Below are 19,685 nucleotides of genomic sequence, written 5' to 3'. Positions count from 1 at the left end.
GGGCGGGAGTCCCTGAACGTTTCCCGACGCGTCGATCGGTGGTGGTCGGTGGTAGTCGGTGGTGGTCGGTAGTGGTTGGTCGAGATCGACCAACACACTCATACCCCGAGAGTCCGTCCGCTTAAACATATGTACGCACACGGGGAGGGAATCCATGTCCAGTGAGGAATCGGAACCGGTCAAGACGATCTGTCCGTACTGCGGCGTCGGTTGTGGGATCCAGGTCGACCAGGGCGAGGATCCCGGCGACGTGCAGTTCCGACCGTGGGGTGAGGCCCCGGTCAACGAGGGACGGATCTGCATCAAGGGTGGCGCGGCGACGCAGGTCGTGAACCACGAGGACCGTCTGACCGACCCGCTGATCAAGGAGGACGGCGAGTTCCGCGAGGCGACCTGGGAGGAGGCGTACGGCCGCGTCGTCGACGAGCTCGAGCGCATCCGCGAGGAGAACGGCCCGGACGCGATGGGCTTTTTCGGCTCCTCGAAGACGATGAACGAGGAGAACTACCTCCTCCAGAAGCTCGCCCGACGATACGGCACCAACAACGTCGACAACTGCACGCGGATGTGTCACGCCTCGACGGTCTACGCGCTGCGCAAGAGCCTCGGCGCGGGCGCGATGACCAACAGCATGGCCGACCTCGAGGAGGCGGCCGACGTCTTCTGGATCCAGGGGGCAAACCCCGGCGAGCAGCACCCGATCGCCAACAGCCAGTACTTCCGGCAGGCGGTGCTCGAGGGCGCGACCGTCATTCAGGTCGACCCGCACGCCAACAAGACGACGCGGTCGTTCCAGATCGACGAGACCGACCGCCACATGCACCTCCAACTGGAGCCGGGAACGGACATCCCGCTGCTCAACATCGTTCTCAAGACGGTCCTCGAGAACGACTGGGTCGACGAGGAGTTCATCGAGTCGCGGACGGAGGGCTTCGACCACCTCCAGGAGACCCTCGAGGACTTCGACAAGGAGGCCGCCGCCGAGGAGTGCGGCGTCCCGCTCGAGGACATCGAGCTGGCCGCAGAGAAGTACGCGAAGGCGAACAACGCCGCCATCTTCACCGGGATGGGGATGAGCCAGCACACCTGCGGCGTCGACAACGTCCAAAACGAGATCAACCTCGCGCTCGCCACGGGCAACCTCGGCCGACCCGGAACCGGGGTCAACCCGCTGCGTGGTCAGAACAACGTCCAGGGGACCTCCGACGTCGGCGCGATGCCGAACGTCCTGCCGGGCTACCAGCCCGTCGACGACGACGAGGCCCGCGAGAGCGTCGAGGAGGTCTGGGGCTTCGAGGTGCCCGACGAGCCCGGCCTCACCAACGTCGAGATCTCCCACGAGGCGGGCGACTCGATCAAGGGGCTCTACATCATGGGCGAGAACCCGGTGATGTCCGAGCCGGACGCAAACCGCGTCGCCGAGCGCCTACAGGATCTCGAGTTCACCGTCGTCCAGGACATCTTCATGACGGAGACCGCGGAGTACGCCGACGTGGTCCTCCCGGCGACCACGTGGGCCGAACGCGGCGGAACGGTCACCAACACCGACCGGCGCGTCCAGCGGATGCGCGGCGTCGAGAAGGTCCACGAGAACACGAAACACGACCTCGAGATCGTCTCGGAGGTCGGCCGACGCCTGTTCGGCGAGGACGGCGGCTTCGACTTCGCGGACCCCGAGGACGTCTTCGAGGAGCTGCGTGAGGTCTGTCCGATCTACTACGGGATGACCTACGACGCCCTCGGCGAGGAGGGGCTCCACTGGCCCTGCTACGAGGAGGGTGACGAGGGCGACCCGTTCCTCTACGGGGACACCTTCGACACCGAAAGCGGGCGCGGCCACATCGAGGGCGTTCGCCATCAGCCGCCCAAGGAGACGCCCGACGAGGAGTACCCGCTGATCCTCACCACCGCCCGTCTCGAGGAACACTACAACACGGGAACGATGAGCCGACGCTCCCCGCGACTCAACAACCAGCATCCGGAGAACTTCGTCGACATCCACCCGAACGACGCCGAGCGGTACGGCGTCGAGGACGGCGACTACGTGAGGATCACCTCACGCCGCGGGGAGATCGAGGTGAAGGCGCAGGTCACCGAGGACATCAAGGAGGGCGTCATCTGGACGACGCCGCACTTCGCGGCCGCCTCCGGCAACGTCCTCACGAACGACGTGCTCGACGAGCGCGCCAAGATCCCCGAGTACAAGGCTGCAGCCGCCGAGATCGAGGCCTCGGTCGACGCCGGCGGCGCCGACGACGCGCCCGCGGACGACTGATCGCGTCCCCGTCCGATAGGGGCGTCGTCCGGAATCCACACACGACGCTCACTCGATCGCGCGCTTTTCCTTCTCGAGAACCTCGACGTCCGCGATCCGCGTGTCAGGATAGCCGCCCTCGGCGGTCTTCTCGGCCGCTTTCACCATGTCCCAGACCACGTTCAGGCCGGTCGTGACCCCCTCGAGTGCCTCCATCTCGCAGCCAGTCTTGCCGGTCGTCTCGACGGCGACGGTGGCGACGACGCGGTCGGAGTCGACGGCGAAGTCGGTCTCGACGTTCGTGATCGGGATCTGGTGACACATCGGGATCGTCTCCCAGGTGTGTTTGACCGCCTGCACCGCGCCGATCCGGGCGGTCGCAAGCACGTCGCCCTTCCCGATCGCGTCGGCCTCGATCGCCTCGATCGTCGACGGCGTGAGGTGGATCACGCCGCGGGCGACCGCGCGCCGGGCCGTATCGGGTTTGTCGCCGACGTCGACCATCTGGACGTCCCCGTCGTCGGTGGTGTGGGTGAGATCGTCCGCGTCGGTCGCGTCCGCGTCGGCCGCGTCCGGGTCGGCTGCATCCGTCTCGTCCACGTCCGCGTCGGTCGCATCCGTGCCCTCGGCGTCCGGGTTGTCCGGCCCCGAATCGGGATCGACCTCGCCGCCGGAGTCGTCCTCATGCTCGCCGGCGGAATCGTCCTCACGCATCGGTCCGCACCGCCTCCGGGATCCGGTCGATCAGGTCGGTCGCAACCAGTCCGTATCCCCGGTCCTCGACGATCAGGTCGCCCGCGCGCCCGTTCACGTACGCGCCGATCGCCGCAGCTTGGAAGGGCCGTTGAGTGCACGCGACCGCGCCGACGGTGCCCGCGAGCACGTCGCCGGTCCCGCCGACGGTCATCCCGGGGTTCCCCGTCCGGTTCACCCGGAGATCCTCGCCGTCGGTGATCACGTCGTAGGCGCCCTTCACGAGGACGGTCTGGCCCAGATTGGCGGCGAACTCCCGGACTCGATCGGCGCGTTCGCGCCACTCGTCGGCGCTCGGCCCGCCCATCGCCCGCAGCTCGCCCTGGTGGGGTGTACACACGAGCGTGGCGTCGGTTTCGACGTCCGGAACGACCTGTAGCGCGTCAGCGTCGATCACGGCACGTCCGTCGTACGCCTCGAGGAAGCGCTTCACCGCCGTCAGCGTCGGGTCCGCGTCGCCGAGACCGGGGCCGAAAACGACGACGTCCCGTCCGGAAGCGAGCTCACGGATCCGGTCGAGGTGCCCGGGCTCGAGGATCTCGCCAGGGAATTCGTGCACGATCAGGTCCTCGGAGAAGCCCTGTACCTCGCGGGCAACCGACTCCGGACAGGCCACGTGGGCCAGGTCGGCGCCGGCACGCAACGCCGCCCGGGCCGCAAGGGTCGGCGCGCCGGTGTAGGGCCCCCCACCGACGACCAGGACCTCGCCGTGGTCGCCCTTGTGGCTCTGCGGGTCCCGGTCCAGCCCGAGCAGGTCGCCGGGACCGGTGAACAGCTCGGCAGCGTCCGGGATCCCGATGTCGGCGACGGTGACCGTCGCCTCGGCGTTCGTCGCCGACGCCAGCCCCGGCTTGGTGTCGTGGAACGTCACGATCCGGTCGGCGGGGACCGCGACCCGTTCCCCGTCGGGACCGGCCGCGATCTCGCCGGTGTCGGCGTCGATGCCGGAGGGCACGTCGACGGCGAGAACGGCTGTATCCTTGCCCGACGCCGCCTCCGTAATGCGTTTCGCGACCGTCCGTTCGGGCTCCCGGAGGGGACCGGACACGCCGGTCCCGAGCATCGCGTCGATGATGACGTCCGCATCCCCGAGTGCCAGTCGGTCGTGTTCACCGGTCGGGTCGACGACGGCCTCGGCGTCGATCTCCGCCGCGTCGAGCGCGTCCCAGTTCTCCCGGGCGATCGCGGTCGATATCGATTCGGGACGCCCGAGCAGACGGACGCGAACGTCGTACTCCGACAGAAACCGGGCCGCGACGAAGGCGTCGCCGCCGTTGTTCCCGCGCCCGCACACCAACGTCACCGTCGCACCCGGGTCGGCGATCGTTCGGACCTCACGGGCGATCGCGTTGCCCGCCGACTCCATCAGCTGTTTGCGGGGGACGCCGAGGGCCGCCGCGTTGGCGTCGACCGCCGCCATTCGGTCGGCTGTGATCATTCAGTGATCGCTTCGGCCGGACCGGGATTAATCGTTCGGGAAGCCGGACCGGAACCGATCCCCGACCTAGGCGGCGTGCTGATCGATCACCGACCGGAGCTGCTCCTCGGTTTGCGCGCCGACGAGACGTTCGACCGGCTCGCCGTCGCGGAACAGCAACAACGTCGGGAGCCCTCGTACCCCGTACTGCCCCGTCAGGTTCTGATGCACGTCGGCGTCGACCTTCAGCACCGTCGCCGGGGTCGTGGCGGCGACGTCCTCGAGAACCGGCTCGAGCATCTTGCAGGGACCACACCAGTCCGCGTAGAAATCGACGAGGACGAGGTCGTGGCCCGCAAGTTCCTCCTCGAAGGAGCCGCCCTCGTAGTAGATCGGTTCGTCCGGCGACTCGGCTGCGGCTGCCCCGTCGTCGGTCTCGGTGGCGTCGGCCTCCGTGCCGAGCGCTCCGTTTTCCGCTTTCTCCCGTAGTTCCGAGAGCTTGCGTTCGCGGATCGCTTCGAGGTCGTCGCCGCCGGACTCGCTCGGTGGTGAATCGCTCATACGAACGGTAGCCGCTCGACGGTTGTAAGCGGTTCGGTAGAAATGTGTGAAACACACACGATAGCTGTCCGGTTGGCCACACTCGGGTCGTTTCGCGCTCCAAGCGGTCCGCACCGCGGTCCGTCCGCGCACCGATCGGTCCGAACCCGATCCGGTGTGCCCGTGATCGCCGACAACCCTTTCCCCGGGCGGCCACGCAGTCGACGGTATGGCCGACCCGTCCCCCTCGGCGTCGTGGCACCGTGAGTTCTGGGGCTGGACCGGGGCGGCGTTGTTCCTGTTGATCACCGTCGATCTCCTGACGTCGATGTACGCGGTCGCCGTCGTCGGCGTCGAACACGAGTCGAATCCGGTGATGGCGTGGCTGCTCACGCGACCGGTATCAGTACTCGCCGGAGTCCACCTGGCGGCCGCCGGGCTGCTCATCGTGTTGTTCTACGGCCTCGCCCAACTGGTCCGGGAAACGCCCGCGCCGTATCGAGGACCGTTCAAACGACTGATCGAGGGATTCCTCGGACTCCTGCTCGCGGCGGGGCTGTTCGTGTTCGCGAACAACCTCGCGGTGATCGTCTACGGACGCAGCCTCCTGTGACCGGGACGCTGGCGAACGGAATGAACCGACGAAACCCGCCGACCCGGAAGGATGGCTGACCCGTGACGCGACGAACGAAGCTTTAACCGGGAAACCGCACTACCCCGTGGCAGTGAGTTCCCAGCCACCCTGGTCGGACGTGTTCGGTCATCCGGAACCGTACCCCGAGCAGGCCGAGGGGATCGACGCGGCGGTCGAGGCCGCCGACGAGGGGGGATTCCTCGCGCTGGAGGGCGCCTGCGGGACGGGGAAGACGATGCTCGCGCTGACCGCCGGGATCGACCGCGTTCGCGATCCGGACTCGCCGTTCGAGCGCGTGTTCGTCCTCACGAGCGTCAAACAGCAACTTCGCCAGTTCGAGGAGGACCTGCAGACGATCAACGAGAACCGTCCCGAGGACCATCGACCGGTCTCGGGGATCACCCTCGTCGGCAAGGCGGACGTCTGTCCGTACGCCCGCGAGAACCGGGGCGGGATCGACACGACGAACGTCTACGAGCGCTGTGAGGGGCTTCGCGATCGGACCCGGTCGCTGGTCGGAGACGGGGGATCCACGACCGCGGAGTCACTCGCCGCGAACGCCCGCAGCCAGCAGGTCGGGCTGGCGGACTCGGGCGGCTCGGCCGGGACGGGAGGCGCGGAGTTCCTCTCAGTTGACGGCGAACCGACCCCCTACCGACCCGATACCGAGGAACACGAGGGGACCGAGTACTGCCCGTTCTACGCCGGCTACCTCGCGGACCTCCCGGAGGACGGCGAGCCCGTCGAGGCCGTGCCCTTCGACGTGACCGACCGCGGCCACGTCGACGCGACGGAACTGGTCCGGCTGGCGGCCGGGGCGGGATCGTGTCCCCACTCCGTGATGGGGGCGCTCGTTCCCGAGGTCGAGGTCGTGATCGGGAACTACTACCACGCCTTCGACCCGACGACGACCGGCTCGTTCACCGGCGCGCTGCTCGAGGAGTCGACCTTCGTCGTCTGCGACGAGGCCCATATGCTCGAACCGCGCGTGCGTGACCTCGTGAGCGACGGCGTCGCGGACCGGAGCCTCCGGGACGCGATCGCCGAACTCACCCGCGTGGTCCAGCCGGTTCGGTTCGACGACGAGGGGCAGTACACCGACGACGCCGACGTCGTGCGGGGCGAGATCGCGGACAGCGACGTCTCGATCGAGGACGTCGAGCGCGTCCGTGAGTTCTACGAGGCGCTTCGCGGCGAGCTCGACCGCCGCGTCGTCGAGCACCTCGACCGCGAGCAGCCGGACTGGCGTGCGGACCCCGACCGGCTCGACGACGCCGAGATCCCGCTTCGAGACCCGGATTCGCCGGGCGTCGACGAGATCTCGGCGTGGGCCGAGGAGAACGATTACGGGGACCGCGTCTGGGCACTCGCGCCGGCGGTCGGTGCGGTGGCCGAGCGCGTGCTCCACGAGCTCGAGGGCGAGGACGCCCAACGCGCGGCGCCGGGCGTCGGACGGACGGTGAACGCGTGGTACCGCGAGGACCACGAGACGTTCTTTCGGGCGATCGACCTCGAACGCACCTGGGACGAAGCCGAGCCGCCGGATGACTGGCGGCGCGTCTACAACGCGCGGCTCGCCCTGTTCAACTGCCTGCCGAGCCGTGCCATCGGCGATCGACTCGCCGAGTTCGGCGGCGGCATCCTGATGAGCGCGACGCTCGAACCGATGGACGTCTTCAGGGAGGTGACCGGCCTCGACCATCTCGCCGAGTCGGGTCGGCCGGTGCTCGAGCGCACCCACGGGCTCACGTTCCCGCCAGAGAACCGCGAGAGCCTCGCCGTCGACGTTCCGAAGTACACCCACGACAACCGCGGTGCACCGGGCGAGGGGACCGAGACCCGCCTCGCGCACCTGGACGCGACCGTCGAGGTCGCCCGCCGACCGGGAAACGTCCTCGTGGGGATGCCGAACTACGCCGAGGCGGAGTGGATGGCCGGCGAGCTCGACGATCGTCTCGAGAAACCGGTCCTGATCGACGAGTCGTCCGGCGATCACGTGACCGAGTCGCTCAAGGACGACTTCTTCGCCGGCGACGGGAAGGTGCTCGTGACGAGCCTCCGCGGCACGCTCACCGAGGGCGTCGACTACCGCGGCGACCGACTCCACGCGGCGGTCGTCTGCGGGGTGCCGATCATCAACACCGCCCGCCCGCGAACCCGCGCGGTCGTGGCCGCCTACGACGAGCGCTTCGGCGACGGCTTCGAGACGGCCCTGACGGTGCCGGCGGTCCGCAAGGCCAGACAGGCGATCGGGCGCGTCATCCGCGGCGCCGACGAGCGCGGCGTTCGCGTCCTGCTCGATGCGCGCTATGCCCGCGACTCCTGGAACGGCGTCCGGGAGTACCTCCCCGAGCACGAACGCGAGGAGTTCCAGCCGGCCAGTCCCGATATGCTCGGGGTGGCACTCGACCGGTTCGAGCGGTCCGAGTAGGCCGAACGCCCCGAACGGACTGACCGCGCCGATCAGGCGTCCGCGGAGTCGACGTCGTAGGAGAGCACGATCCCGTCGTCGAGCCGCTCGGTTCCGGTGAGCGTCAGCGACGGGAACGAATCGGTGAAGCCGTCGCCGTCGGCAAGCGTCGGCGCGTCCCGACCGCCGATCACCATCGACCCGACGTAGACCGACAGCTCGTCGACCAAGCCGGCATCGAACAGCGAGAAGATCACCTCGCCACCGCCCTCGACCATGATCCGGTCGATCCCGTGGTCCGCGAGCGCCTCGAGGCCATCCGTGAGATCGACGCGGGCCGGCGAGGAGTCGTCGCCGTCGTTCTCTCCCTCCGGCACATCCGTCCCGTTCCCGGTCTCGATCACCGTTGCGCCGGCCGCCTCGAGCGCTGCGCGGCGGTCGGGGGAGATGGCGGCACCGGCGAGCAGGTACGTCGTGGCCGCGTCATCGAGGATCCGTGCGTCGGTCGGGGTTCGACCGCGCGAGTCGACGACGACGCGAGCCGGATTGCCGGGTCGGCCGTTTCGCAGTCGGCCGACGCGACGGTCCTCCTCGGTGAGCGTGAGATGTGGGTCGTCGGCCAGCACGGTCCCGACGCCGACGAGGACGGCGTCGGCCGCCGCGCGGATCCGGTCGACGCGGTCGAAGTCCTCGGAGCCGGAGATGCGGAGCTGCTCGCGCCGCCGCGTGGCGAGCTTCCCGTCGACGCTCTGGGCGGCGTTGACGACGACGTGCATATCGCGACGTCTGCCCGCGGCGCCATTGTCGTTTCGGTGTCTTCGGGGCGCCGTACTTCGCCCGCGAGCAACCCTTTTGTGCGGCGGCGCCGAATCCCGCTTCGATGGACGTAGATGCACACGCCGAGGAACTCGCCTCCACCCTCGGCATTGACAAAGCGGAGGTCAAAGCGGACCTGGAGAACCTACTGGAGTACAGCGTCCCGATCGACGAGGCCAAACAGAGCGTTCGGCGAAAACACGGCGGCGGAAGCGGCGGCTCCTCGCCGTCGCCGACGACCGTCGACCTGGCCGAGATCACGACGGATCACGGCAACGTCACGGTCACCGTGCGCGTGCTCACGGTCGGCACACGAACGATCCGGTATCAGGGCGAGGACATCACGATCCGGGAGGGCGAGCTGGCGGACGGAACCGGACGGATATCCTACACCGCCTGGCAGGACTTCGGGTTCGAGCCGGGCGACTCGCTGACGATCGGCAACGCCGGCGTCCGCGAGTGGGAGGGTGAGCCGGAACTGAATCTCGGCGACGCAACCACGGTCGCGATCGCCGACGAGGACGTGACCGTCGACGCCACGATCGGCGGGGACCGGGACCTGATCGACCTCGAGCCAGGGGACCGCGGGCGGAACATCGAGGTCCGTGTGCTCGAGGTCGACTCGAAGACGATCTCGGGCCGCGACGGCGAGACGCCGATCCTCGAGGGCGTCGTCGGCGACGAGACCGCGCGGCTTCCCTTCACCGACTGGGACCCGCGATCGACCGTCGAGGCCGGCGCCGACCTCCGGATCGAGGACGTGTACGTCCGCGAGTTCCGCGGTGTCCCCTCGATCAATCTCACCGAGTTCTCCACCGTCACGCCGCTTCCGGACCCGGTGTCGGTCAACGAGAACGCACCCCGGCTGTCGATCGCCGACGCCATCGATACCGGCGGGATGTTCGACGTCGAGGTCGTCGGTACCGTCCTCGACCTCCGTGAGGGGTCGGGGTTCATCGAGCGCTGTCCCGACTGCGGTCGCGTGCTCCAGAGCGGCCAGTGCCGAAGCCACGGCGACGTCGAGGGAGAAGACGACCTCCGCGTGAGGGCGATCCTTGACGACGGCACCGCCACGACGACGGTCGTCCTCGATGCCGACCTGACGGCCGACGTCTACGGCGGCGGACTCGAGGACGCCCGTGAGGCCGCCCGCGAGGCGATGGACAAGTCCGTCGTGGCCGAGTCGATCGCGGACGAACTCGTCGGTCGCGCCTTCCGCGTTCGCGGGAACCTCTCGGTGGACGACTACGGTGCGAATCTCGATGCCGAGACGTTCACGGCCGCGGACGACGATCCGGCCGAGACGGCCCGAAGCGTGCTCTCGACGATCCGATCGCGGGCCGCGACCGACGGCGGTCGTGAACGTGTCACGGGAGGAGCCCGAATCGGTGACGAGGATGCGGATCGTGGCGAAGACACGGGGGTGGACCGATGAGCGGTTCCGATTCCGGACCCGGCACGCGCGAGGTCGCCTACCGGCTCTTCGCGAGCGAGTTCGACGACGCGACGCTGTCGTACTCCGAAAGCGACGAGGAGCGCGCGCCGAACTACGTGCTCACGCCGCTCGGCGCTCGGGTCAACCGGCTGTTCGTCGTCGGCGTCCTGACCGAGGTCGAGCGTGTGAACGAGGAGACCCGGCGCGGGCGGGTCGTCGACCCCTCGGGCGCGTTCGTCACCTACGCCGGCCAGTACCAGCCCGACGAGCAGGCGTTCCTGGAGCGCGCCGAGCCGCCGACGTTCGTCGCGTTGACCGGGAAGGCGCGGACCTTCCAGCCGGAGGATTCCGACCGCGTGTTCACCTCGGTCCGCCCCGAGAGCCTCAACGCGGTCGACGCCGACACCCGCGATCGATGGGTCGTTCGGGCTGCCGAGACGACGCTCGACCGCCTGGCGGTGTTCGAGGCAGCGCTCGACTCGGAACTCCGCGGCGAGGACCTGCGGACGGCCCTCGAGGCCGGCGGCGCGCCCGCCGCCCTGGCGGAGGGGATCCCGCGGGCGATCGACCACTACGACACCTCCCGGGCGTATCTCGAGGCAACGCGCCGGATGGCGGTCGACGCGCTCGAGCTGATCGCTGGCGAGCGCGACGACGTTCGCGCCCCCGACATCACGCCGGATGCGGGCGGGTCGGCGGACGTGGGACCGCTCCCCGAGACCGACGTCTCGATCGACGCGGCCGCAGTCCGTGAGTCCGCCGGGGCTGACGCGGCTGACGATGGGGGTACGGCTGACACGGGAGACGGGGCGAGCACGGCCGATGTGGAGGCCGACGACGCCAACGACGCCGACGAGCCCGATGACCTCGTCACCGAGACCGCGAGCACCACCACCGACTCCGTGAGCGAATCGGCGTCCGACGATCCGGATGGCGACGCCGCCGACGGCGCGACCGCCGGGACGGAATCCGCGGACGACGCGTCCGCTTCGGACGCCGACACGGACGAGGAAGCGGAGGTGGACACCGACACGGATACGGACTCGGACTCGGACTCGGACACCGGCGGGCTGGAGGACGTCGATACGGACACGGACGCTGCTGCTGACGCTCCCGCCGAGACGACGGCCACCGACGAGATGTACGAGTTCGACGAGGAGGAGCGCGCCGAGATCGAGGACGAGTTCGGCACCGACTTCTCGACCGGGACGGAGGTCGACGACCCGGGAGCGGCCGACATCGACGTCCCGGACGCCGACGACCTGGCTGCGTCGGACGAGCCCGGGGTCGACGAGGAGACCGGAGTCGACGAGGGGCCCGGAGCAACCGCCGAAGGGACCGAAGCCCTCGATGAGCCGGGCGAGGAGGAACCCTCGGACGTCGACCTCGGCGAACCGGTCGGATCCGCCGGTGAGTCGGACGCCGATGTGACCGCCGAAACCGAAAGCGGCGGGGCTGCGGCGGACGACGGGAGCGATGCAGCGGACTTGGACCTCACGGGCGCGGCGCTCGAGGCGATGGACGACCTTGACGACGGCGACGGGGCCGCCCGCCAGGCCGTGATCGACGCGGTCGTCGCGGAGCTCGGCGCGAACCCCGACGCGGTCGCGAACGCGATCGACGACGCGCTGATGAGCGGCAAGTGTTACGAGCCGAGCGACGACCGGCTGAAGGCCATCTGACCGGATGGCCCTCGTCGAACCGGTCCCGGGCGAGCCGGCGGCGGTCGCCGACCTCCCGGACGAGCGTGTGCTCCTGATCGCCGACTACCACGCCGGGATCGAGGCCGGCCTCCGGTACGAGCGCGGCGTCGAGTTGGACAGCGACGCGGACGGGCGCCGCGAGCACGTCCTGTCGCTGCTCGACCGGACGACCGCCGACCGACTGGTCGTGCTCGGCGACCTCGCCCATCGGATCCCCGAGCCCGAGGGCCCCGAACGCGAGGAGATCGAGGCGCTGATCGCTGCCGTCACCGAGCGCGTTCCGATGACGCTCGTGGTCGGCAACCACGACGCCGGCGTCGCCGAATCGGTCGCCGAGCGGGTCGCCGACGGACTAACGGTGATCCCGCCCGAGGGCGGTCGACTGGGTGCAGAGGGACGGACAAGGGGAAAGTCGATCGGGGTCGTGCACGGTCACACGTGGCCCGAACCCGACGTGCTCGAGGCGGACGTCGTCTGTCTGGGTCACGAACATCCGCAGGTTCGGCTCTCGGACGCGGTCGGCGGCAGTCGTGTCGAACACGCGTGGCTCCGCGGGTCGCTTCGCGTTGAGGCGTTCGACGCCGCCGAACCCGGATCGACCGCCGTCGAGGCGGTCGAGTCCGACCCCGACGTCGTCGTCTTTCCCGCGTTCAACGAGCGGTCAGGCGGAACCTGGGTGAACGTCGAGGGGAACGGGTTCCTCTCGCCGTTCCTCCCGGACGCGCTCGATGACGCGGAGGCGTACCTCCTCGACGGAACGCGGCTCGGTCCCTACCGGGACGTCTAGGAGCGCGGCCGAACGGACGGTACGTGACGGACGATCGTGGGCGGCACGGCGCGGTGTGGGACAGCGCGAGGTGGCCGTGCGACGCGTTTAATCGGCTCGATCCCGAAGATACGTCGATGTCCGAGCCCCCGTTGTCCGGCGACGTGCAGGGTGCTGCCGGCGATTCGGACGCCGACGTCGCCGACGGACACGACGACGATTCTCACGACGCCGGCGCGGATCGCGACGGCGATGCGGATCGAGACGCCGAGACGGAGGGACTTGACGCGTTCGCTCGGCTCGGTCCCGCGATCCGGGAGGCGCTCTCGGAGCGGGGGTTCACCAGACCGACCGAGCCGCAGCGGAAGGCGATCCCGCCGATCGCGGCGGGGCGGAACGCGCTCGTGCTCGCGCCTACGGGAACCGGGAAGACGGAGACGGCGATGTTGCCGGTCTTCGACCGGATCGTTCGCGAGCGCGCGGAGCGTGCGGACGGGACGTCCCCCGACGGGATCGCGGCGCTGTACATCACGCCGCTGCGCGCGCTCAACCGCGATATGATGGACCGGCTGGAGTGGTGGGGCGAGGAACTCGACCTCGAGATCGCGGTTCGACACGGCGACACGACCCAGTACGAACGGTCGAAGCAGGCCGACGACCCGCCGGACGTGCTCATCACGACGCCCGAGAGCCTCCAGGCGATCCTGACCGGGTCGAAGATGCGACGGGCGCTTGCGGACGTGGCGCACGTGGTCGTCGACGAGGTCCACGAACTCGCCTCGGCCAAACGCGGCGCCCAGCTCACCATCGGGCTCGAGCGCCTCCGGGAGCTCGCGGGACCGGTCCAGCGGATCGGCCTCTCGGCGACGGTGGGATCCCCCGAGGAGGTGGGCCGCTTCCTCGTCGGCTGCGGGACACGCGACCCCGATCGGACCGGGGACCGGGAGTTCGCGGTCGTCGAGGTCGAGGCCGGGACGCGCGTGGACTTCGCGGTCGTCAGCCCCGAGATCACCGGGGAGGACGAACGCCTCGCGGGGGCACTGGCAACGACCGAGGAGATCGCGAGCCACGTCCGAACGATCCGCGACGTCGTGGCCGACAACCGGTCGACGTTGGTGTTCGTCAACACTCGACAGACTGCGGAGGCGCTCGGGTCCCGGTTCAAGGCGCTGTCGGATGCCGGGATCTCGGTCGAGATCCACCACGGATCGCTTTCGAGCGACGTTCGGGTCGACGTCGAGGACCGGTTCAAGGCGGGCGAGATCGACGCGTTGATCTGTACGTCCTCGATGGAGCTCGGGATCGACGTCGGACGCGTGGATCACGTGGTTCAGTACGGCAGTCCCCGCGAGGTGGCCCGGCTGCTCCAACGCGTCGGCCGCGCCGGCCACCGGAGCGACCGGGTCTCGCGGGGAACGGTCGTGACGAGCGATGCGGACGACGCGCTCGAGGCCTTGGCCATCGCCCGCCGGGGGACCGTGGGCGAGGTCGAGCCCGCGAACATCCAGTACGGCAGCCTCGACACCGTCGCCAACCAGGTCGTCGGGATCGTGATGGATCTCGGCGAGGTCCACGCCCGGCGGGCCTACCGGATCGTCACGAGCGCGTACCCGTTTCGCGACGTGGACGAGGAGACGTTCCAGGAGGTGGTCCGCGAGCTCGACGGGAACCGCGTCATCTGGCTCGAGGAGGGGTCGGACACGATCGAGAAGTCCGGCGGCTCCTGGCAGTACTTCTACGCGAACCTCTCGATGATCCCCGACGAGGCGACCTTCGAGGTCTACGACCTCTCCTCGCGGCGGCAGATCGGAACCCTCGACGAGCGGTTCGTGCTGGACTTCGCCGGCCCCGGCGAGACGTTCATCCAGCGCGGCGAGATGTGGCGGATCACCGATGTCGACGAGGAGGAGGAGCGCGTGAACGTTTCCCCGATCGAGGACCCCGGCGGGGAGGTGCCCGCCTGGGTCGGCTCGGAGATCCCCGTGCCGAAGCCAGTGGCCGGCGAAGTCGGGCGGATCCGCGCCGAGGTCGCGGAGCGACTCGCCGACGGGGTTCCACCGGCGGCGGTGGCTCGTGGGCTGTCAAAGCGGTATCCGGCCGACGAGTCGACGATCCTGGACGCGATCGACCCGATCGTCGACCACGTCGACGCCGAGCAGCCGCTGCCGACCGACGACCGGATCGTCGTCGAGGGGCTCGGCCGGTCGATCGTCGTCAACGCGGCGTTCGGCCACCGGATAAACGAGACGCTCGCGCGCCTCCTCTCGGCGCTCGTCGGCCAGCGGACCGGGTCCTCGGTCGGGATGGACGTCGATCCGTACCGGATCGAACTGGAGGTGCCGTCGTCGATCGACCCCGGGACGGTGATCGAGATTCTGGGGGAGACCGACCCGGACCATCTGGCATCGTACCTCGAACTCGCGTTGAAGAACGCCGACACGCTGGCGTTCACCCTCGCACAGGTGGCGGCGAAGTTCGGCACCGTGAAGCGGTACCAGGAGGGATCCGGCCGGTTCGGCGGCAATCGCCTTCTGGCCGCCCTCGAGGGGACGCCCGTCTACGAGGAGGCGGTCCGGGAGGTGTTCCACCAGGACCTCGACGTCGCGGGGGCCGCGACCGTCCTCGACCGAATTCGGGACGGGACGATCGACCTCGCCGCGGCCCGGGAACGAACCCCGATCGGCTCCGCCGGGGAGTCCTCGGGACGGGAGTTTCTCGTGCCGGAGAACGCCGACGCGGACGTCATCGAAACGGTCCGCGAGCGCATTCAGGACGACCGGATGTTGCTGTGCTGTCTCCACTGTCAGGAGTGGACCCGGCGGACGCCGGTCAGGCGGATCCGGGACCAGCCCGCCTGCCCCGAGTGCGGGTCGACCCGCGTCGCCGCGCTCAACCCGTGGGACGAGGAGACCGTCGCCGCGGTCCGGGCGAACGAGCGGGACGACGAGCAGGAGCGACTCACGGAGCGCGCCTATCGATCGGCGAGCCTGGTGCAGAGCCACGGCAAACGGGCGGTGATCGCGATGGCCGCCCGCGGCGTCGGCCCGCACAACGCCGCCCGGATCATCTCGAAGCTCCGCGAGGACGAGTCGGAGTTCTACCGCGACATCCTCAAACAGGAGCGCGAGTACGCCCGCACGCAGTCGTTCTGGGATTGAGACGCCGCCGAGATCGGAGCCGTGCCAGTGCCGAGACCGCGCCGAACTATCGTCGGATCTCGAACCCGTCGATTCCGGTCGGATCCTCGTACGCCACGGCGACGTCCTCGACGGTCGCGCGCGGACTCCCCTCCTGGCACCACTCGACCAGCGACTCGACCGCCTCCGGGGATCCCTCGAAGACGGCCTCGACGCGACCGTCATCCAGGTTTCGGACCCAGCCGTCGACGCCGTGTTCGCGTGCGGTGTCCCTGGTGGTGGCGCGGTAGTATACGCCCTGTACGTGGCCGGAAACGTGGACGTGTGCGCGAACGCGGTCCTCGGCCCCTCGATCGCTCATCGTCGGATCGATGACCAGCGGAGTCTTATAAGTGGCGCCGTGAAACCCCGGTATGAACCTGTTCGGAACGGCGGGGATCCGTGGCGACGTCGACACGCACGTCACGCCCGAACTCGCGCTCGCGGTCGGCGGCGCGGTCGCCGAGGCGATCGCGGAGGGCGCAGTGGCCGACGAGGGGACGCTAGAACCGGAGATCGTGGTGGCCCGTGACGGCCGCGTGACGGGTCCGGCGCTCGCCGACGCGATCGCGGCGGGTGCCGCCGCCGGGGGTGCGCGCGTTCGACGCGCCGGAATGCTTCCCACGCCCGCGCTCGCGTTCGCGTCCCGGGGCCGGTACGGGATCGCGGTGACGGCCTCCCACAACCCGCCACACGACAACGGGATCAAGCTCTTTCGCGACGGCGTCGAGTTCGACCGCGACGCTGAGGCGGCGGTGGAGACGCGCGTCACCGAGGGCACCGAACCCGCCGACTGGGACCGCTGGACGGAGCCGGAGTCGGTCGCCGTACTCGAGGAGTATCGGGAGGCCGTCGCCGCCTATGCCCGAGGATTCGGCGCGCCGCTCGACGGGCTTCGGATCGCCGTCGACTGCGGGAACGGGATGGCCGCGCTGGCGACGCCGGCCGTGCTCGGCGACCTCGGCGCCGAGGTCGTCACGCTCAACGGGAACGTCGACGGCCACTTCCCGGGTCGCGGCAGCAAGCCCACTCCCGAGACGCTGTCCGACCTCCGTGCGTTCGTCGCGGACGCCAACGAGGGAATCGAGAACCCCGGTCGGCCGGGAACCGATGCAGGATTCGCGTTCGGTATCGGGCACGACGGGGACGCCGATCGGATCGTGATCGTCGACGCGGACGGGGAGATCGTCCACGAGGACACCGTTCTCGCGATCCTCGCCGAGCGGTACACGCGCACGAGCGAGGCTGCGGATCCGGTCGTGGTCACGACGCCGAACGCCTCGGGCCGGATCGACGAGCGCGTCCGGGAAGCGGGTGGTCGCGTCGAGAGCGTCCGCCTCGGCGCGCTTCACGAGGGGATCGCTGCCGTCCGGGAGGCGGCGTCCGAGCGTGAGGAATCCGGCGACGTCGCGGTCGCCTTCGCCGCGGAGCCGTGGAAACACACGCACACCCGGTTCGGCGGCTGGATCGACGGCGTCTGTTCGGCCGCGGTGTTCGCTCGGCTCGTCGCGGCGGAGGGACTCGATGCGCTCCGTGCGCCCGTCACCGAACGTCCCTATCGGAAGGTGAACGTCGACTGTCCGGACGAGGCGAAGGGCCCGGCGATGGACCGGCTCGCGACCGCCCTTCCGGAGGCGTTCCCGGCGGCCGACGTCGCCACGGACCACGGCGTCCGCCTCGAGTTCCCCGACGCCTCCTGGGTGCTCGTGCGGCCGTCCGGCACCGAGCCCTACATCCGGCTGTACGCCGAAAGCGACGACGTCGACGACCTCGTTTCGGAGGCACGCTCCGTGATCGAAACCGCCGTCGCGTCGGTCTAGCGGAAACACCGCGTTCGGGCGACCGCACGGGACGGGTGCGTCGGTCCGACGAAGTCACAACAGGCAAATAGCCGGTTCACACAGGAGTCAGGTACGGGGCCCCTCGGACACATGACGGAGTCGACCACGTCGGATGCACGCTCTCGGCCGACACGAACGGAGATGCTGTCGATCGTCGCCGCCTGTGGCTGTCTCGGTGCGGCCGTGCTGTTTGAGCCACCATCCGGACTCTCCCGATCGGGGCTGATCGCGCTCGGCATCTTCGGGTTCGGGCTGGTGCTCTGGCAAAGCGAGGCGGTACCCCACGTCGTCACCAGCCTGCTCGTGGTCGGGTTTCTGTACGCGTTCGGGACGGTATCGACCTTCGAGGCCGCCGCAACCGGGTTCGCGTCCACGCTGTTTTTCTTCTTTTTCGCGCTTCTCGTGCTTGGACACGCCATCTCCAAAGTGGGGCTGGATGCGCGTGTGGCTCGTCGCCTGTTGGCGTCCGCCTCGACGCCGCGGGCGTCGTTCCGGCAGACGAGTCGGTACGTGCTCGCGTTGTCGTTTCTGATGCCCTCGGCGCTGGCCCGAATGGTCGCGTTCACGCCGATCATCGAGGAGGTCGCCGACATCTACGATCTCGATGCGGATCACCCCTTTCGCACCTCGTCGTTCCTACTGTTGGGCCAGCTCAACCCGATCGCCTCGATGTCGTTGATGACCGGCGGCGGGCTCCCCATCATCGGCGCACAGCTGATCCAAACGTCCGGATACACTATCAACTGGATCACCTGGGCGCTGTACATGATCCCGCCGGCGGTGTTCATCTACGTCGTCGGCGTGATCAGCGTTGAGCGGCTCCATCCGATAGCGTCCGACTCCGGACGACGCACGACGGACGGGGGCGGACGATCCGGGACCGACGAAGACGGGCGACCCGGAACCGACGAAGACGGACGATCCGGGACCGACGGGGATGACGCGATCGACGACCCGGAGCCGATCACGCGCGACCAGTGGGCGGTCGGGCTCGTGATGGGCGCCACGTTGCTCTCGTGGGCGGCCAGCCCGTTCCTCGGGATTCCGACGGTCCTTCCGGCGATCGTCGCCGTCGGCGTGTTGTCGCTTCCCGCCGTGGGCGTCCTCGACGTCGAGGACATGACCGAGGTCAGTTGGGGCGTTCTGTTTCTCATCGGCGGAATGTTCTCGTTGATCGACGTGCTCGAGGCGACGGGCGCGTTCGAATGGCTCGTGGCTGCCGGGTCGGCAGTGATCCCCTTCGACGCTTTCGCACCCGCAACGATCGTCATCGTCCTCCTCGCGCTCGTGCTCGGGATCCGGCTGTTGTTTCCGAGCGGGTCGGCGTGTCTCATCGTCGTCATCCCGATCCTGGTCACGTTCGCTCGTACCTACGACCTGAACGGGCTCTTCCTCTCCCTCTCGGCGGTGGTGGTCGCCGGATCGACCGTGCTCGTCCCCCTCCACGTTCCGCCCGCCCTGTTGGCGTTCAACCGGGGACACGTGGATACTCGGGAGGTGTTTGCCCTCGGCGTCGTGACGATCCTCGCCGCGATCGTCGCGATCGCGGGCGCGTGGCTCGTGTATTGGCCGCTCGTCGAGGCCGTACTGTGACACGTAGGCGGTGTTCAGATCGTTCGTCTTCGTATGGAATCAGCCTATCTGAAATCCTCCCCCGAATACTCAGGGATTCGGGGCATAGAGCGCGTACAGGATGGACAGCATCCCTGCGGCGGTAACGAGCGCCGCCACGAATCCGGCGTCGAAGATCGACACCTGCAGGACCTCGAAGAGCACGCCCTCGAGAAGGCCGCCGAGCCCGACCAGTCCGAAGCCGGCTGCAACGTACAGGAGTAACCGCGTGTGATGCCGTTGGTACCCACGGTAGGCCTGATAGGCGATGACCAGCGCGAGCGCGGTCGTGAACAGTTTGCCGATGACGAATAGCGTGTGTTCCATGA

General features: G+C 69.1%; 14 protein-coding genes and 1 pseudogene. 9 read left to right on the top strand and 6 right to left on the bottom strand.

What is annotated here, in order from left to right; translation table 11 throughout:
- Nucleotides 1-154: 154 nt before the first annotated feature.
- Nucleotides 155-2,275: a formate dehydrogenase subunit alpha gene (fdhF, locus tag OQF70_RS05410; protein ID WP_280536322.1), complete on the top strand. Its 2,121-nt coding sequence runs from the start codon at nt 155-157 to the stop codon at nt 2,273-2,275.
- A gap of 48 nt (nt 2,276-2,323) precedes the next feature.
- Here fdhF and moaC read toward each other — a convergent pair whose 3' ends face one another.
- The 3 genes from moaC to trxA form a co-directional block, all read right to left on the bottom strand.
- Nucleotides 2,324-2,968 carry a cyclic pyranopterin monophosphate synthase MoaC gene (gene moaC, locus OQF70_RS05405; protein WP_303651024.1) on the bottom strand — a complete coding sequence of 215 codons (645 nt, stop codon included), beginning with the start codon at nt 2,966-2,968 and terminating at the stop codon, nt 2,324-2,326.
- The gene (locus tag OQF70_RS05400; protein ID WP_280536321.1) at nt 2,961-4,445 is read right to left on the bottom strand and encodes an NAD(P)H-hydrate dehydratase; all 1,485 of its coding nucleotides are present in this window, start codon (nt 4,443-4,445) and stop codon (nt 2,961-2,963) included. Before OQF70_RS05400 ends, moaC begins: the two co-directional genes overlap by 8 nt.
- Nucleotides 4,446-4,511: 66 nt before the next feature.
- Complete coding sequence (gene trxA / locus OQF70_RS05395) at nt 4,512-4,985, bottom strand: thioredoxin (protein ID WP_280536320.1); 474 nt, start codon at nt 4,983-4,985, stop codon at nt 4,512-4,514.
- A gap of 208 nt (nt 4,986-5,193) precedes the next feature.
- Between trxA and OQF70_RS05390 the strand changes: the two genes are divergently transcribed.
- A complete protein-coding gene (locus OQF70_RS05390; RefSeq protein WP_280536318.1) occupies nt 5,194-5,577 on the top strand; it encodes a hypothetical protein in 384 nt (127 codons plus the stop codon).
- A 112-nt stretch (nt 5,578-5,689) separates the two neighbouring features.
- Nucleotides 5,690-8,029 (top strand): ATP-dependent DNA helicase, encoded by a 2,340-nt coding sequence (locus tag OQF70_RS05385; RefSeq protein ID WP_280536317.1) that lies wholly within the window; start codon nt 5,690-5,692, stop codon nt 8,027-8,029.
- A gap of 32 nt (nt 8,030-8,061) precedes the next feature.
- On the opposite strand, the gene OQF70_RS05380 is transcribed toward OQF70_RS05385, so the two are convergent.
- Nucleotides 8,062-8,784: a 2,5-diamino-6-(ribosylamino)-4(3H)-pyrimidinone 5'-phosphate reductase gene (locus OQF70_RS05380; RefSeq protein ID WP_280536316.1), complete on the bottom strand. Its 723-nt coding sequence runs from the start codon at nt 8,782-8,784 to the stop codon at nt 8,062-8,064.
- A 104-nt stretch (nt 8,785-8,888) separates the two neighbouring features.
- Between OQF70_RS05380 and OQF70_RS05375 the strand changes: the two are divergent.
- The 4 genes and pseudogenes from OQF70_RS05375 to OQF70_RS05360 form a co-directional block, all read left to right on the top strand.
- Nucleotides 8,889-10,145, top strand: a pseudogene (locus OQF70_RS05375) (Single-stranded DNA binding protein); the annotation flags it as partial.
- A 110-nt stretch (nt 10,146-10,255) separates the two neighbouring features.
- Nucleotides 10,256-11,941 (top strand): hypothetical protein, encoded by a 1,686-nt coding sequence (locus tag OQF70_RS05370; RefSeq protein ID WP_280536315.1) that lies wholly within the window; start codon nt 10,256-10,258, stop codon nt 11,939-11,941.
- A 4-nt stretch (nt 11,942-11,945) separates the two neighbouring features.
- Nucleotides 11,946-12,749 carry a metallophosphoesterase gene (locus tag OQF70_RS05365; protein WP_280536313.1) on the top strand — a complete coding sequence of 268 codons (804 nt, stop codon included), beginning with the start codon at nt 11,946-11,948 and terminating at the stop codon, nt 12,747-12,749.
- A gap of 116 nt (nt 12,750-12,865) precedes the next feature.
- Entirely contained in the window at nt 12,866-15,886 is a 3,021-nt protein-coding gene (locus OQF70_RS05360) for a DEAD/DEAH box helicase (protein WP_280536311.1), read from the top strand.
- Between the two features lie 46 nt (nt 15,887-15,932).
- Here OQF70_RS05360 and OQF70_RS05355 read toward each other — a convergent pair whose 3' ends face one another.
- A complete protein-coding gene (locus tag OQF70_RS05355; RefSeq protein WP_280536310.1) occupies nt 15,933-16,226 on the bottom strand; it encodes an acylphosphatase in 294 nt (97 codons plus the stop codon).
- Between the two features lie 52 nt (nt 16,227-16,278).
- On the opposite strand from OQF70_RS05355, the gene OQF70_RS05350 reads away from it, so the two are divergent.
- A complete protein-coding gene (locus OQF70_RS05350) occupies nt 16,279-17,724 on the top strand; it encodes a phosphomannomutase (RefSeq protein WP_280536309.1) in 1,446 nt (481 codons plus the stop codon).
- A gap of 162 nt (nt 17,725-17,886) precedes the next feature.
- Nucleotides 17,887-19,338: an SLC13 family permease gene (locus OQF70_RS05345; RefSeq protein ID WP_280536308.1), complete on the top strand. Its 1,452-nt coding sequence runs from the start codon at nt 17,887-17,889 to the stop codon at nt 19,336-19,338.
- Nucleotides 19,339-19,407: 69 nt separating this feature from the next.
- Here the strand turns inward: OQF70_RS05345 and OQF70_RS05340 are convergent, their stop codons facing one another.
- On the bottom strand, nt 19,408-19,683 hold the full coding sequence (locus OQF70_RS05340; protein WP_280536307.1) for a hypothetical protein: 276 nt from the start codon (nt 19,681-19,683) through the stop codon (nt 19,408-19,410).
- Nucleotides 19,684-19,685: the final 2 nt, after the last annotated feature.

The sequence above is a fragment of the Halopenitus sp. POP-27 genome, from assembly GCF_029889855.1.
Classification (GTDB): domain Archaea; phylum Halobacteriota; class Halobacteria; order Halobacteriales; family Haloferacaceae; genus Halopenitus; species Halopenitus malekzadehii.
The sequence above is the reverse complement of the archived record's forward strand: the minus strand, read 5'-3'. Positions and strand labels throughout refer to the sequence as shown.

Excerpts from the sequence above, each read along its gene's own strand:
- fdhF (WP_280536322.1), top strand. The coding sequence starts at position 155 with ATGTCCAGTGAGGAATCGGAACCGGTCAAGACGATCTGTCCGTACTGC.
- moaC (WP_303651024.1), bottom strand. The coding sequence starts at position 2,968 with ATGCGTGAGGACGATTCCGCCGGCGAGCATGAGGACGACTCCGGCGGC.
- OQF70_RS05400 (WP_280536321.1), bottom strand. The coding sequence starts at position 4,445 with ATGATCACAGCCGACCGAATGGCGGCGGTCGACGCCAACGCGGCGGCC.
- trxA (WP_280536320.1), bottom strand. The coding sequence starts at position 4,985 with ATGAGCGATTCACCACCGAGCGAGTCCGGCGGCGACGACCTCGAAGCG.
- OQF70_RS05390 (WP_280536318.1), top strand. The coding sequence starts at position 5,194 with ATGGCCGACCCGTCCCCCTCGGCGTCGTGGCACCGTGAGTTCTGGGGC.
- OQF70_RS05380 (WP_280536316.1), bottom strand. The coding sequence starts at position 8,784 with ATGCACGTCGTCGTCAACGCCGCCCAGAGCGTCGACGGGAAGCTCGCC.
- OQF70_RS05370 (WP_280536315.1), top strand. The coding sequence starts at position 10,256 with ATGAGCGGTTCCGATTCCGGACCCGGCACGCGCGAGGTCGCCTACCGG.
- OQF70_RS05365 (WP_280536313.1), top strand. The coding sequence starts at position 11,946 with ATGGCCCTCGTCGAACCGGTCCCGGGCGAGCCGGCGGCGGTCGCCGAC.
- OQF70_RS05360 (WP_280536311.1), top strand. The coding sequence starts at position 12,866 with ATGTCCGAGCCCCCGTTGTCCGGCGACGTGCAGGGTGCTGCCGGCGAT.
- OQF70_RS05355 (WP_280536310.1), bottom strand. The coding sequence starts at position 16,226 with ATGAGCGATCGAGGGGCCGAGGACCGCGTTCGCGCACACGTCCACGTT.
- OQF70_RS05350 (WP_280536309.1), top strand. The coding sequence starts at position 16,279 with ATGAACCTGTTCGGAACGGCGGGGATCCGTGGCGACGTCGACACGCAC.
- OQF70_RS05345 (WP_280536308.1), top strand. The coding sequence starts at position 17,887 with ATGCTGTCGATCGTCGCCGCCTGTGGCTGTCTCGGTGCGGCCGTGCTG.
- OQF70_RS05340 (WP_280536307.1), bottom strand. The coding sequence starts at position 19,683 with ATGGAACACACGCTATTCGTCATCGGCAAACTGTTCACGACCGCGCTC.